This window comes from Niastella caeni (genome assembly GCF_004834005.1).
GTDB lineage: Bacteria > Bacteroidota > Bacteroidia > Chitinophagales > Chitinophagaceae > Niastella > Niastella caeni.
The window spans coordinates 112,043-127,445 of sequence record NZ_STFF01000012.1; the positions used below are offsets into that span (position 1 = coordinate 112,043).

Below are 15,403 nucleotides of genomic sequence, written 5' to 3' on the forward strand. Positions count from 1 at the left end.
TGCCCGCCTTCGCCAAGGCTCCGGCGAAACAAGGCCATAATTACTCCAAGGAATGCCTGTAATTCTTGGCACAAACAAGTAAATTTGGTTATAAGTAGCCGTGTATGAAAAAATTACTCACTCTTTTCGTAACCATAACCTGCTTTGCTTTGATCAGTTGCGCGCAAACGGTATTCCCGTTATACACCGATTCAATACCCAACTCAAGACAGGTACCCGATGAAGAGCATTCTGATACCGATCAGCGCGGCATTCAACGAATCTCCAATGTCAGCCGTCCAACCCTTACCATATACCTGCCGCCTGCAGATAAAGCCACCGGCGCTGCTGTAATTGTTATACCGGGTGGCGGTTACCGCATATTGGCTGCCAGCCACGAGGGAAGTGATGTGGCAAAACGCTTTAATGAAATGGGCGTAGCTGCTTTTGTTTTAAAGTATCGCCTGCCCAGCGATGTTACCATGATCAATAAAGAGATCGGTCCGGTACAGGATGCGCAACGGGCCATTCAACTGGTACGGGAAAAAGCCAGGGAATGGGGTGTTGATAAAAACCGCGTTGGTATTATTGGCTTTTCCGCCGGCGGGCACCTGGCTTCTACCGCAGGTACGCACTTCAATCATGCGTATATTGATGTTGGTAAGAAAGTAAACCTGCGGCCCGACTTCATGATACTGATCTACCCCGTGATCAGTTTTGCCGATAGCATAACCCATATGGGATCGAGGGAAAACTTATTGGGAAAAGATCCTTCGGCTGAAAAGAAAATGGCTTATTCGAACGAGTTGCAGGTGAACAAAAAAACGCCGCCTACCTACCTGGTACATGCCGAGAACGACAGCGCGGTAAAAGTGCAGAACATGTTATTGTTTGCTACTGCCCTGCAGAAGAACAAAGTGCCGTTTGATTTCTATTTGTACGAAAAAGGCGGCCATGGTTTCGGAATGAACAATCCTACCAGTGACGTGAAGTGGATGGATCTGGTGCAGGAATGGATGGGGAAGAGTGGGTGGTTGAAGTAGCTAGTAGGGGGCTAGTGGCTAGTGGTAAGTAGCTAGTAGGGAATACAGGGGCTAGTAGCGAGTAGTTAGTGGCTAGTAAGGAATACAAGGGTTAGTGGCTAGTAGTAAGTAGCGAGTGGGGAATACAGGAATATAAATTATTGATATAAAAAAACGGTAACCTCGTTATGATGTTACCGTTTTTTATTAGGCTGGTAGTATAGGGTACCCCTACTAGCCACTAGCTACTTACTACTCGCTTACTCCAACCCAAACAACCCTTTATTCAACAATTGCAGGGTTTGTGTTTTGTAAGAAGATGGAACGAGCATAGATACGTTGTGCTTGCTTCCGCCATAACTTACCATACTCACTGGTACCGGTATCAGGGCTTCAAACAATTTGCTCAGTATATCCTGGGTTTTTGCAATTTCATTACCTACTACTGAAATGATGGTATTATTTTCTTCTACACTGATAGTTCCGAACGGCTCCAGTTCTTTTACGATCGACGTTAAATTACCACCATGATCAATAGTTACAGATACAGCTACTTCAGACGTAGTGATCATGTCGATTGACGTACGGTATTTTTCAAACACTTCGAATATCTTTCTCAGGAAACCATACGCTAACAGCATGCGGCTGCTCTTGATATTGATAACGATGATGCCATCTTTTGCTGCAACGGCTTTCACCCCAACTGATCCTGCTTCCTGGGTAATAGTTGTTCCGGTTGCTTCGGGCTGCATGGTGTTCAGCAATTTCACCGGTACTTTTTGTTGTTGTGCAGGCCAGATACAGGTAGGGTGTAAGATCTTGGCGCCGAAGTAAGCCAGCTCCGCAGCTTCTTCAAAGCTCAGTTGTTCTACCGGCACAGTCTTTTTCACGATACGGGGATCGTTGTTGTGCATGCCGTCGATATCGGTCCAGATCTCGCAAACCGAAGCGTTGGCTGCGGCAGCTACCAGTGAAGCGGTGTAGTCGCTGCCACCGCGTTTCAGGTTGTCTACCTCACCACGGGAGTTGCGGCAGATATAACCCTGGGTGATAAATAATTTTTTATCGCTGTACTGTTGCAGCAGGCGGCTCAGTTTTACTTTAATAGTGCTCAACTGCGGCTCATCCTGTGCGTCGATGGTCATAAATTCCAATGCGGGCAACAGCATGTGGTCGATACCTTTTTCCTCCAGATATACGCTGAATAATTTAGTAGAGAGTAATTCTCCCTGTGCCAGGATATCCTTGCTCAGGGCTTCACTGAAAGAGATCTTCAATATGATGTTCAGGAACTCGAAGTGCTCAGATACAATGCCCTTCGCCCTGGCGTAGGCTTTATCGGTCTTCACCAGTTCCTTTATAAATGATTGGTAATGGGCTTCCAGCTTGTCGATCAGTTCTTTAGCCTGTTCGCGGTTACCGGCTGCCATGGCTTCTCCAATGGATACGAGTGCATTGGTTGTACCGCTGAGTGCGCTCAACACTACAATGCGAGGCTCACTTACGTCTTTGGTAATCAGTTGCGCTACCTGGTGCATCCTTTCAGGTTTGCCAACCGAGGTACCGCCAAACTTCATAATTTTCATTACTGTTGCGTTTTATTAAGGGCTGCAAAGATAAGGCAGGAAAGCTAGTTTATGGTTTGTAGTTTGTTGTTTGTAGTTTGTAGTTGTCTGCGAGCAGTTACAGGTTGCAGGTTCCCCGCTGCGGGGTACAAGGCCCTGGAAAACGGGAATCCGAAAAAGATTTTGGCATCTTGACATTGTAACCCTGTAACCTGTAACCTGTAACCTGAAACCAGTTGCTATAGCGAGAGGCCAAATTTTTCACCCACAGTAGAAAGATCGTTCACCACTGCATCGAGCAGGGGAATTCCTTCCTGCATTCTTATCGCTTCCATTTCACGCTCGGGGTCGCCGGGGATCAATACTTTTTCTTCACCTTCCACGGTTTTGGCGCTGCGGAAACGACGGATCCAGTTGTCCATGTGCTGTTTAAATTCATCGGCCGGGCGGAACGCGTCTACCCGCATGGCGCCGAAGAAATGACCGATACCTTTGCCCGGCATGCCGGTGGGCATGGGCACATAGGCTGGAAAAGGAGGTACCCAGGGACCATAGTTCGCGCCGCTCAATACGGCGGAAAAAATATCAACTACCGCACCCAGCGCATATCCTTTGTGACTCCCGTGTTCGCGGTCGCCCCCCAGTGGCAACAAAGCGCCGCCTGTTTTTAATTCGTGGGCGTTGGTTGAGGCGTGGCCGTCTTTATCCTGGATCCAACCTTGCGGGGCTTCCAGGTTCTTGCGTTGCAAGATTTCCAGCTTGCCATTAGCGGCAGTGGTAGTGGCGAGGTCGGCAACAAATGCCGGTTCTTCCCCGGCCGGTATGGTTACGCAAATGGGATTGGTGCCGAGTAATCGTTCGGTAGAAAAAGTAGGGGCTACGAGCGGACTGGCATTCGTCATGGCCATTCCGATCATGTCGTATTCCAGGGCCATCATGGCGTGATAGCCGGCAATGCCGAAGTGATTGCTATTTTGTACGCTTACCCAGCCGGTGCCTGCTTTTTTGGCTTTTTCGATGGCTACCTGCATGGCAAAGGGGGCTACTACAAGGCCTAATCCGCTATCGCCATCAACCACTGCAGTGGAAGGTGTTTCATGAATGATCCTGATATTGGGTTTGGCGTTCACCCGTTTGGCTTCCCACAGGCGTACATATCCGCTGAGGCGGGCAACGCCGTGCGAGTCAATACCCCGCAGATCGGCGCTTATCAGTACTTCGGCGGCCAGTTCCGCCTGGGTTGCCGGGCAGCCCATGTGTTGGAAAACCTGGGTGGTAAAATTGAATAGTTGTTGGTACGAGTATATTTTTTCTGGCATGGTGCAAAGAAAAGAAAGTTCTTAGTTTTTAGTTCTGAGTTATTTAGTTCGTTGGTCCATTCCGCCTGGATGCAGTGTTATTTCTAACTAAAATTGATCTGTAAAAATTGAAACTGGTGCGTAATAGTTGGTAGCGTATCGTTTCTAATTAGAAACGATATGAAAATAATTGGAGGAAGAGCGTTTTTGCACGAAAACAGCAGGAAAATAATTATTAGCGTACCATTTCTAATTAAAAAATGGGTGGAAATAATTATTTATGTATAGTTTTTACGTAAAAACACACTGAAAATAATTGGTAGCGCACCATTTTTACGTAAAAACGGTATGTTATTAATTATTTTTATACCATTTCTACGTAAAAATGATGTGAAAATAATTATTGCTGTATTGGGTCTGGCGGAACAGAATTCCTGACAATTAGCGCATTATCATAATCTGTCCCGGCTTTAGTCGGGATTATCACATTAGCACATTCGCTTACGCTCCTTTCAACCGCATGTTAATAGGGTCCCAAAAGATGATCCTTTTCTGAAAGTAGCTGTCATTGGCGGCCAGGCAGGGCGCCGCTGCCCTGAAGGCAAATTCAGGGCCTTCATTGGCCATGGTGCCCGTGCGAATGGCATCGAAGAAATTGGTGAAGTGATCGAGGTGATCGCTATAACCATCATGCATTTTATATTTTACCGGCGCTTTTTCCGGTCTTTTCTCGTCGTCTTTTGTCCAGCGGGTATAGTATTGTCTTTTTAGTTCTTCCTGCATGGCGGTAGGGTAGGTGTTCAGGGCATCGTAACCGCCAATGCCCGGCGCTTTGGGCAGCATGCTGTGTGTAACGGTAAAACTATTTCCTTCCATCTCGATCACCCCTTCCGTGCCATACAACCGGATAACACTTTTATTACCGCCGCCGCTGATGAAATTCACCCGCAGCATTACCTGGAAAGCCGGATGGTCCTTGGTTGCCGGATAGTCAAGAATGCTCGTCATTACATCCGGTACGTCGCGGCCATCTTTCCAGTAGGATAATTGTCCGCTCGATACTATGCGGTTCGGCCCTTTGGAATCTGTGATCATATGAATGCCCGACAGCAAATGCACAAACAGGTCGCCCGCCATACCGGTACCGAATGCTTTATAATTACGCCACCAGAAAAACTTTTTGGGATCGAACGGAATTGGCGGCATGCCTGAAATATAGCGTCGCCAATCAACGGTTTGGGCCGATGCATCGGTAGGCATGGTATATTCCCAGGCGCCGATGGCGCTTTGCCGGTCGTAGGTAGCTTCTACACAGTTGAGTGCGCCGATCTCCCCGGCTTTGTATAATTCTTTTGCTTTGATATAGGCGATGCTACTTACCCGTTGACTGCCCACCTGCAATACTTTTTTGCTCAATCGCTGGGCGCCGATCAATGGTAATCCTTCTCTTATTTTATGTACCATGGGTTTTTCGCAATAAACATGTTTGTTCTTGCGAAAAGCATCGGTTGCAATACGGGCATGCCAGTGATCGCTGGTGGCAATGATCACGGCATCAATATCTTTTTTATTTAGTAGTTCGCGATAGTCTTGTGTAGTATATAATGAGCTGCCGTACAATTCCTTCATTCTGTCGAGCCGGCCGGTGTACAGGTCGCAGGCGCCGGCCAGTTCAATACCCGGTATTTTCAGGGCCGTTTGCAGGTCCTGGTGACCCATAATGCCGGTACCAATAAGGCCTATGCGAATGGTATCGTTCGCACTGATCGGCCGTTGATACCGAATAATGCGTTCTTCCAGTTGTTCGGGGTTGGCTACAGAGGCAAACGGCGAGGCCGCCAGCATCGCTGCGGAGGCTGACAATTGTTGTAAGAATTTCCGCCGGGTCGACGCGTAATCTTTATTCATATCATAAGAATTAAGGCTCAGGGCACAAGGTTCAATGCTCAGGTTAACGGGGTGGCAAAGTGCAAAAACCAAACCACAAACATTAAAAACAGATTTAAACTATATAAATTAATAACTGCACGTTTCTTGCTGAGTACCTGCCGTTAAGCTTTGAGAACCAGACCTGGGAATTCAAGTTACCAATTATTCAAGATTTTTTATCAGCCGGTAAAGTATATTTACAATTATGATGGTTAGGGCCGTACTTCTGTGTTTACTTACCTTTTTATTATTATATGATGTTGCTGCGCAGCCGCGCCGCGAAGATATTTATAGTGATTTTGTTCTATATAAGAAGCGGCAACTGTTATTGAAAGACCTCCACGAAAATGTTGTTGGCAAAGCTTTTTTAGCACCGCTCGATAGTAATACAGAATACAGGTATGAAGCCGCCTGCCGGGCCATAGTTCAATTCATGCTGGACAACGATACCACCCAGCTGGGCATTACCCAATTGTTTGTTCAGTACGATTCTTTGCAGTACGACACCAAACGCGCCATGCTGGAAACCGTGTATGGCGTGTACCCCGATCAATACATTCAAAGCATTCAACTGCTGCTGGCCAAAGAAACCAATCCGTTGTTGTTTTCAATTGCCGCAGCGTATTCTCTCCGTTACGATACGTCGAAATCGAATGCCAGTACGATCAGGAAAAGGATCAGGGAGCAATTCCCCAATTATATCAATAATACGGTGTTGAACGAACTGGATAAATACCTGCATAATTATACGCATTATAAAGCGCCGGCCTTTAATGATCTGATCGAACTGTTCCGCTATCAGCAAACAGTGAAGAAGAAGGTCATTTACTCCTTTCAACGGCATAACCGCGATTATGCCGGAATGGCTATTGTACAAAATGCCGATGGTAGTTTTATGCGATTTGCTGATGGCCGGCTCATGGTGTTTGAACAATTGGCCCGCTCTGCTTCGGGGTTGCCTTATTTTATTCCAGATGGCAATACACCGCAAGGCGTGTACAGTATACAGGGAACGGCAGTGACCTATAACAAACTCATTGGTCCCACGCCTAACCTGCAACTGATAATGCCTTATGAAAGAAAATGGACAACCTACTTTCATTTAACCGACAGCGTATGGAGTTCCGCGAATGATGCGCTGTGGTCGTATTTGCAATTGTTACCACCTTCCATGCGGGCGATCCCTTCGGTAACGGAAGCGTTTTATGCCGGGAAACTGGGCCGCAATTCCATCATTGCGCATGGCACTACCATCGATCCGGAATATTTTCGAAACAAACCCTGGTATCCGCTCACGCCTACCATGGGTTGTTTGTGCGCGAAGGAATTGTGGAATGTATCGAACGGGCGATTACTGGTGAGCGATCAGTTTAACCTGGTGAGTGCGTTTACTGCTACTACCGGTAACAGGGGGTATTTGTATGTGATAGATATCGATGATCAGAAGAAGGCGGTGAGTAAGGGAGAAGTAGAAAAGTTGGTGAAGGAATATGAAGCAAAGAGGTTACCAGTGTACAGGCAGTAGGTCAATAAGCAATGGGCAAGATGGAAAAGCTTTAAGCCTCAAGCAATACAATTACTAAGGGCTTCCCGTTTTCAACTTTCCGCTGTATTTGCCTTCAGTGTTCAGCGTTCAGCTTGCATTTCACTACCCGCCACTCACCACCCGTTTTCACCACTCACCACTTGCTGCTCGCAGCCACTCACAACCAACAACCTGCCATTCACTCCTCACCACCTGCCGCTCGCCCCCCAAGCCCAGCCATTCACGATACTGTCATTATTATATTACTTTAATTTTTCTGTTTTTACCTTCCCAATAAACAAAATTTTGCTTCGTTAAAAACAGCGCTAACCACATTCCTCTAACCAGACTTTGTAGTGGATATATTTAATATAATCCAATATGCGCTATTTCGTACCCAGCCTATACGCATGCCTGTTATTGTTATTTACACATGCAGCATCAGCACAATGTCCTGCTCCCGTTCCTTTATCAATTAACCCGGTAGTTACAACCGAAAGCCGTTGTCAGTCATCCGGTACGGCTACTGTACAGGTAACCGGCGGCACAGCTCCTTTTATATACAGCATTATAGCCGGGCCGGCGCTGTCGCCTGCACAATCATCCAATGTATTTCAATCGCTGCAAAGCGGCAGTTATACAGTTCAGGTAACAGACAACTGCGGAACCAGTAGAACAAGAACATTTGTTGTTTCGGGTTCCTATGCCGTACCTGAAATTTATCCTGACCTTCAATCACCAACATGTCCGGGTAATCAGGATGGTAGTATGACGGTTAATGTTTTGAATGGGCGAGCGCCATTCACCTATGCGCTCGTCAGTCCCTCACCGGTAACGGCGCCACCCCAGGCTGGCAACCAGTTTACCGGGCTGCCGGCAGGCGCCTATTCGGTTCAGGTAACAGACTCATGCGGTAATTTTCAAACCAGGACAGTAACATTGCCAGATGGCAATCCTGGTTCTTTCTGGTTCAACTATTTTGACCTGTACTATGAAAATTGTGATTCTTTCTCCATCGCCTATTCAATTGGTTTGGGCTATGTGAAACTTCCCTACACCGCTACTTTAACGTTGCCAGACGGCAATGTACTGACCCATGTACTCACTTCCAGCAATGCAGCTAATGCCATACTCGATACTTTTCATTTCCGTTATGTTCATCAGCGTTACACATCAAGGCAAATAACACTGAATGTCGTAAACAGTTGTGGTACCGCTGTCACAAATAACTATGACACACATACATTCAATATGTGGACGCGTTCCCAGCTTATTCCTGACTGTAGCAAGCAATACCGTTATACGTTCGATCCCTATGATAACAGCGAAACAGCAACCCCTTCTTCGCGATTGCATTGTAATACTATTACCTATACCCTCGTGAGCCCGGCTGGCCTTGTTTTAACCACGCAAACCAATAATTCAACTTTTTCCGGTTATCCGGCAGGCAACGGATATAGAGTAGTGCGGGAAGATTGTTGCATGAAAGATACCATTCAATTCAACTGGGCCACAGCACCTGATTTCAAAATCCTTGGGTACAACTTCCATCGTGAATATGTCACAAGGGATGGTACTACGGTGGTAAGGCTGGGTATTTCTTCAGCCAATACCGGCAGTGTTATCATTGCCCAGGGGCCTCCTTCTGTAACCTATAGAAACGGTGCCGTACATACGTATACGTATCCGGATACTGTTAAGGATATAAATTTTTATAACAGCGGCGTTTACTTACACGCCCTCACTGCCGGCACCTGGAAAGTGATTGCCATGGACACCTGCGGACAAAAAGATAGTGTAACGTTTACTATCACCCAGGCAAATTTAAGACATGATACTTTTAGCGCCACCCTTAAAAGAGGTTGTATCGGCGCCAATAAAATTATATGGAACGCAACCTCCAATATGGGTAGCGCCGGTAATCTTTCAGCTTTTGTTTTAACACCAGGCGCCTCAGGTGGATTCCAGTGGTCTACTTCGTTTGCCGATACTGATTCTCTCGTCAATCTGTCTTCAGGTACCTATACCCTTTATTACCAATACACGGCTTCCATACCAATTATATACCATCTCCAGGGGATGTCCTATGCGATCCAGGATACAATACCGGTAACTGTTGTGGTGCCACCCTATGCCCAGCCTGCTTTTGCGCTTTCGCCGGCTGTAGCCGTTTGTGGCGGTAGCCGTACAGTGGCATTATTGCCCGACAGCACAGTGGGTGTTGCGCCTTACCAATATAGAATAACTTCAGGGGCAGTAACCACGCCAATGCAATCGAACCCTGTATTTGCTAACTTACCCATAGGCACCTATAATATGCTGATGGCAGATGCCTGCGGCAACAGTTATTCGCGCAATGTTTCCATCGACAGCCTCAGGCTTACGACCATCGCCACCATAGGAAGTACCTGTCAGGGTGGTACGGCCACGCTTTCATTGCCAGCGAACCCTTATTATACGTATAGCTGGCAAACGCCCAATGGTAATACGGTTACCGGTAATACCATTACGCTTAACCCGGTAACGCAAGCCGATACCGGCCGGTACCTGATAACCGTTACAAGTAATATAGATGGTTGTACCGATACCAGGACCAGTGCCGTGCAATTGAACTTCTGCTCAACGGTAACGCTGCCATTGACCTTATTGCATTTTAATGGCAGTCGCCAGGGTAATAATATTGTATTGCAATGGCAAACCGCTGATGAAGTAAATACAAGTCACTTTATAGTGGAAAGAAGCGAGGATGGCGTTCATTTTACCGCTTTGCAAAAAGTAAATACTTCCGGTATTGAAACCGGCAATTATTCGGCAACAGACTACCGGCCAATGGCAGGTAAAATTAGCTACCGCCTGCAAATGGTCGACAAGGATGGAAAGGTTACCTACAGTCAGATAATAACAATAAAAAATCCAGGCAACAATACACTTACGGTAACACCGCGGCTGCTCACCGGCAACCAGGAGGTGAAAGTTAATTATACGGCCACTACCCAACCTGCCTATATTCAAATAACCAGCATCGATGGTAAAGTATACCTAACGCAAACAGTAACCAAAGGCAGCAGGCAGACAACTTTAGCTACTGGCAGGCTCCCGAAAGGTAATTACCTGGTGGTGTTTGTTAACAATGGTGTGCGCACTGCTTTGCGGGTGGTGAAGTGGTAGGAGGAAAGCTGCACGCTTCAAGCCTCAAGCCTCAAGCCGCAAGCAAAGGCATAAAGGCAACAAGGCAACGAGGAAAAGCTTAAAGTCTAAAGCCACAAGGCAAAAAGGGCCAAAAGCAAAAAGCCGGTAATATCTTTCGACATTACCGGCTTTTATTATGCTAAAAAGTTAAACGGCTTTTATTCACCATTGACCATTCCCCCTTAAAACGGCAGATCATCAACCGGCTCGTTTACCTCATTGCTCGAAGGCACATTGTTGTTTGCCTTGGGTGCCGCTGTATAGTTGTTGTTTCCGCCGCTATAGTCTCCGCCGCCGCTTCCTTCAGGACGACCGCCTAATAATTGTACAGTTTGTACGCGCAGGGTTAGTGAGGCGCCATACGTACCATCGTTTTTAGTAAAGGTTCTTATTTCTGGATTTCCTTCTACGTATACCTGGGTGCCTTTGCGCAGGTAAGGCGCAATGCCAGTACGGTCACTCCAGTAAGCACAATCCACCCAAATGGTCTTGTCTTTCTGGTTCCCTTGGGCATCACGAAATCTTTCTGTGTGTGCTACCGTAAAGTTCATTACAGTCTTTCCGTTCACGTTGTTGGTAACACAATCTTTACCCAGGTTGCCGATTACTTGTAACTTAATCATACTTAATAAATTTAGCGTCGTACTTAAATATTGTTTTGTCTGGCAATTTACGGTTTCCCGCAATAGTGACAACAATCCGTTTAGGACTGGGGAAAAGTTCTTACTAAGTCTCAAAGCTTGTGAGTTGAGGCATTTATGAGCTCAGTGGCAAATGTGCAAATTAGCAAATGCGAAAATGTGCAAATGAATACAGGTCTGGTAATCATGAGCTTTGTGACTGCGTAGCAAGTACGGTTTCAATTTGCAATTTGCAATAGACAATATTCAATAGATCAGCACATTATTCTAGTCGTTTTTGCCAGATCCTGGTTCAATCAGCCTTCCAAAGAAGATCGCATTCATAAACAATTTGGCGCCGCCCAGCCAGAAGGCCCTGAAATTGGGATTGTCGGCTATAGAAATAACCCGGCCATTGCCCAATGTGTTCACCAGCACCGCCGCGGAATTTTTGATGGCGTCATAATTTTCTTTTGTCACAAATCCACTTTGCAGGGGCTTGTCGCCATAAACAAGCGGATTGGAATAGGGGTTCTTATTGCGCTCCGGAAAAACCGCATTGGACTTGAACAGGTCTACAAACGTGTAGTTGTAACCGAAAGCAAGCGGATGGCTCAGGTCGGGGACGGCCCTGAAAATAGCGCCGTTCATCTTTTGCGCACCGGTGCGGTATTCGCGTTCTATATAAGCGATCTGTTTGGCCGAATCTTCTTTGGGCTTTTTGAAAGTTACAGTCGTTAATCCATTCTGCGCCGCCCATTGCACGGCTTCTTCTGTAACAATAAAAGTGCCGCCGGCCTGTATCCAGTTACGGAGCTTTTCTTTATCGAGGCCATTATACGTGCCGCCCACCATTATGAGCGTGTTGTATTTATTCAGATCTGTGCGATTAAATACCGGCACGTCGAGGTGGGTGGTTGGTATGTTAAACTGCTGGTCGAGCAGGAACCAGATCTCGCCGGCATCGGTAGCGTTCACCCCGGTGCCGGTCAACATGGCAATAGTTGGTTGTGCAACCGGCCGCATTCTCCAGCTGCCCAGGTCGCTGCCGCTGGTTACATTGCCTGTATTGGTTGCATACACGGTGATGCCATTTTGAGCTGCAATTCCCTTTACAATTTCGTGTAGTTTGTCGGCATCGATGGTTTGTAATTTTACCGGAATGAAAATGGCCCCGTAATTAAATTTTCTATTGCCATCGTGAACAGGTATTTCAAATGGTTTGGTGGCGGTACGGGTAAGAACACCCGCTTCCTGTAAGGCATACAACGCGCGGGGTGCATAAAATTCATCCCATTCAAACAGGTAGGCATAATTGCTTTTGCCACCAGCGACGGTTCCGGTTGGCCGGGGCGCTTTGTCAACTTTTGTTCCCATCAACGATGCAGAAAAACGGGCAGCGTTTAATTCTGCATATGGCAGGCCAAAGGCCAGCGGTAAAGTCCAGGCGGTAATGTCGTAGAACAGGCTGTCTTTATAAGTGAACGTTTTATCAAAAATAGTTCTGATCACTTTGTACTGGGTTTGCTGTGCCGGTACTATAAACGCGTTGCCTTTTTCAAATGAAAATCCATCTGCCTGGATCGGGCTGTTCAATTCATATACCTCGATCTGCTGGCGGCGCAACAGGTCAACAAAGAGGGCGGTCTTGCTTTTGTCGCGGGCGCTTCCAAATACATAACCCTTTACCGGGGTAGCGGCGGCTTCGGCCTGTGCGTTCTTATAAAAATCCCGCTGGTAGGTAAGGAATTCCTTTCGCAGAGCTTTGGCGCCTTCCAGGGTAGATAAAGTAGCCGTAAACTGATTTTTTATAGTGAATGGGAAACGCAAAATGCCGTTCTCCGTTTGCTGCGCATGCCCGCGTGATGATGCCTGTTCAAACAAGATACCAATAGCGCCATTGATGTCGGGATACGTAGAGCCTTTGCCGTAATAAAAATCATCATAACTCTCTTTGGTGAAGTACAATGAGCCGATGCGATTCAGGAACGCCGCATGATAAGCGCCCAACTTACCAGTGAGCTCCTGGTTGGCGGCCGGTGTCAACGGATTTACACGCGAAGGCACACCGGGTTGAAAAAAGAAAGTGGCATTGGAGTTCTGTTCGTGATGGTCGGTTAAAATGTTGGGTTTCCATTTATGAAACCATTGCAAGCGGTTCCGGCTCTCCACATGCACCAGGGGTAACCAGTCGCGGTTCAAATCGAACCAGTAATGGTTGAACCTTCCGCCGGGCCATACTTCATTGAATTCGCGGCTATCCGCATCAGTGACCAGATTCTTGCTTTTATGCTGATTCACCCAGGTTGAAAAACGTTGCAGGCCATCGGGGTTGAAGGCAGGGTCAAAAAGGATCACCGTATTTTCTAACAATTCATCCATTTGTTTTCCCTGGGCAGCGGCCAGGTAATAAGCGCTTACCAAAGCGGCATTCGCCCCGCTCGGTTCATTGCCATGTATGGAATGGCCGATGTATACCACGAGGGGCATGTTTTCAATATTCAACGACCCTGATCTTTGCGGATCGCTAAGTTGAACATGTTGCTCGCGAATGGCCTCCAGCCGCTGATGATTTTGCGGGGAAGTAATGATCAACAAAACCTGCGGACGGCTTTCATATGTAAAGCCCATGTGTTCCAGCTTTACCCGGTTGGGCGCCGCCGCGGCAATAGCCTGCATATAATTTACCAGCCGGTCGTGGGTAACATGCCATTCGCCAGGTTCATGATAAATAATATCCTTTGGTTTTGGAATGGCGGAATTGTACGTTACGCTATCGGGCAGGTAATAGGTAAGGTCCTGGGCCTTTGAGGTGTAAAAAATAAATAGGAATAGGGGAACAATCGCCCATATACGATTGTTGAAATCGGGTCTTCTCATAATGACTCTGCGTTTGGTTTGATTAGGTTTAGCCCGGGAAGATAAGACACAAATTTTGAGATTGCCGATTTAGGGGATTTCTTGATTTAGGGATTTCACAATTTATTGAGTTGCTGTGTAATAGGAAATCTCAAAATCTCAAAATCTCAAAATCAGAAATCAGAGTTATCTTTGCACGCTAATTTTTTTAAGATATGAGCCGGAAAGGAAAAGTTTTGGTGGCAATGAGCGGCGGTATCGACAGTACCGTTACGGCCTTGATGCTCAATGATCAGGGATATGAAGTGGTGGGCATTACCATGAAAACATGGGATTATGCCACCAGTGGCGGTGGCAAAAAAGAAACCGGCTGTTGTAATATCGATTCCTTCAACGATGCCCGTATGGCTGCCGTACAGCACGGGTTCCCTCATTATATCCTGGATATCAGGGATGAGTTCGGCGATTTTGTGATCGAGAATTTTGTGGATGAATACCTGGCTGGCCGCACCCCCAATCCCTGCGTAATGTGTAATACCCATATTAAATGGCGGGCGCTGTTGAAACGGGCCGATGCGCTGGGTTGCGATTACATTGCAACCGGTCACTATGCCAATGTGCATCAACACAACAATGGGCGGTATTACATCAGCAAAGGGGTAGATGAAACGAAAGATCAAAGCTATGTGTTGTGGGGCTTGCAGCAGGACCTGCTGAGCCGCACCCTGTTACCGCTTGGCACGTATCATAAAACCGCCATCCGCCAAATGGCGCTTGACTATGGTTATCCTGAACTGGCCAAGAAAAGCGAGAGCTATGAAATTTGCTTCGTGCCCGATAATGATTACCGCGGCTTTTTGAAAAGAAGGGTAGAAGGGCTGGAAGAAAAAGTAACAGGCGGTGTTTTTGTAGATAAGAATGGTAAAGTGTTGGGAAAACATAAAGGTTATCCATTTTATACCATCGGGCAACGCAAGGGCCTGGATATTACTTTTGGTAAACCTGTTTATGTTACCAACATCATTCCCGAAACCAATACGGTGATGCTGGGTGAAGAAGATGATCTGAACCGCCAGGAAATGCTGGTAAGTAAGATCAACTGGATAAAATACGACGGCATTACAGATGGAATGGAAGCGCTTACGAAGATCCGCTATAAAGATAAAGGCGCATTGAGTACTTTACACACGCATGAAAATGGCGTGCTGGTGCAATTCTCACACTATGCCAAAGGCATTGCGCCCGGCCAAAGCGCGGTTTTTTATGAAGGCGATGATGTGATAGGCGGCGGCGTAATACAGCGAGGACAATTAGCCTGATTTTCAGGCAATAAATAAATGTTAATCAACGTTACCAACCGTCCCGGCATATCGGGACGGTTTTTTAATTTCGTGGCCGGGAAGGGGTAAGTGAGCCA

The 15,403-nt window shown here is 46.8% G+C and carries 9 protein-coding genes; 4 read left to right on the plus strand and 5 right to left on the minus strand.

From position 1 onward, the window contains the following. The first annotated feature begins 104 nt into the window (after positions 1 to 104). A complete protein-coding gene (locus FAM09_RS27965) occupies positions 105 to 1,022 on the plus strand; it encodes an alpha/beta hydrolase (protein WP_136580470.1) in 918 nt (305 codons plus the stop codon). 239 nt (positions 1,023 to 1,261) lie between these two features. Here FAM09_RS27965 and FAM09_RS27970 read toward each other — a convergent pair whose 3' ends face one another. The 3 genes from FAM09_RS27970 to FAM09_RS27980 form a co-directional block, all read right to left on the minus strand. Then, positions 1,262 to 2,587: an aspartate kinase gene (locus tag FAM09_RS27970; protein WP_136580471.1), complete on the minus strand. Its 1,326-nt coding sequence runs from the start codon at positions 2,585 to 2,587 to the stop codon at positions 1,262 to 1,264. Between the two features lie 218 nt (positions 2,588 to 2,805). Continuing rightward, positions 2,806 to 3,885, minus strand: coding sequence for an Ldh family oxidoreductase (locus FAM09_RS27975; protein ID WP_136580472.1), 1,080 nt, complete (start codon positions 3,883 to 3,885; stop codon positions 2,806 to 2,808). A gap of 480 nt (positions 3,886 to 4,365) precedes the next feature. Further along, positions 4,366 to 5,772, minus strand: coding sequence for a Gfo/Idh/MocA family protein (locus FAM09_RS27980; protein ID WP_166437290.1), 1,407 nt, complete (start codon positions 5,770 to 5,772; stop codon positions 4,366 to 4,368). Between the two features lie 226 nt (positions 5,773 to 5,998). On the opposite strand from FAM09_RS27980, the gene FAM09_RS27985 reads away from it, so the two are divergent. Together FAM09_RS27985 and FAM09_RS27990 are read left to right on the plus strand one after the other, a co-directional pair. After that, entirely contained in the window at positions 5,999 to 7,318 is a 1,320-nt protein-coding gene (locus FAM09_RS27985; RefSeq protein WP_136580473.1) for a hypothetical protein, read from the plus strand. A 381-nt stretch (positions 7,319 to 7,699) separates the two neighbouring features. Further along, positions 7,700 to 10,486: a hypothetical protein gene (locus tag FAM09_RS27990; RefSeq protein ID WP_136580474.1), complete on the plus strand. Its 2,787-nt coding sequence runs from the start codon at positions 7,700 to 7,702 to the stop codon at positions 10,484 to 10,486. 203 nt (positions 10,487 to 10,689) lie between these two features. Here FAM09_RS27990 and FAM09_RS27995 read toward each other — a convergent pair whose 3' ends face one another. Beyond that, entirely contained in the window at positions 10,690 to 11,130 is a 441-nt protein-coding gene (locus FAM09_RS27995; RefSeq protein ID WP_136580475.1) for a single-stranded DNA-binding protein, read from the minus strand. 285 nt (positions 11,131 to 11,415) lie between these two features. Then, the gene (locus FAM09_RS28000) at positions 11,416 to 14,007 is read right to left on the minus strand and encodes a M14 metallopeptidase family protein (protein WP_136580476.1); all 2,592 of its coding nucleotides are present in this window, start codon (positions 14,005 to 14,007) and stop codon (positions 11,416 to 11,418) included. A gap of 194 nt (positions 14,008 to 14,201) precedes the next feature. On the opposite strand from FAM09_RS28000, the gene mnmA reads away from it, so the two are divergent. Beyond that, positions 14,202 to 15,305, plus strand: coding sequence for a tRNA 2-thiouridine(34) synthase MnmA (gene mnmA / locus FAM09_RS28005; RefSeq protein ID WP_136580477.1), 1,104 nt, complete (start codon positions 14,202 to 14,204; stop codon positions 15,303 to 15,305). Positions 15,306 to 15,403 lie beyond the last annotated feature (98 nt).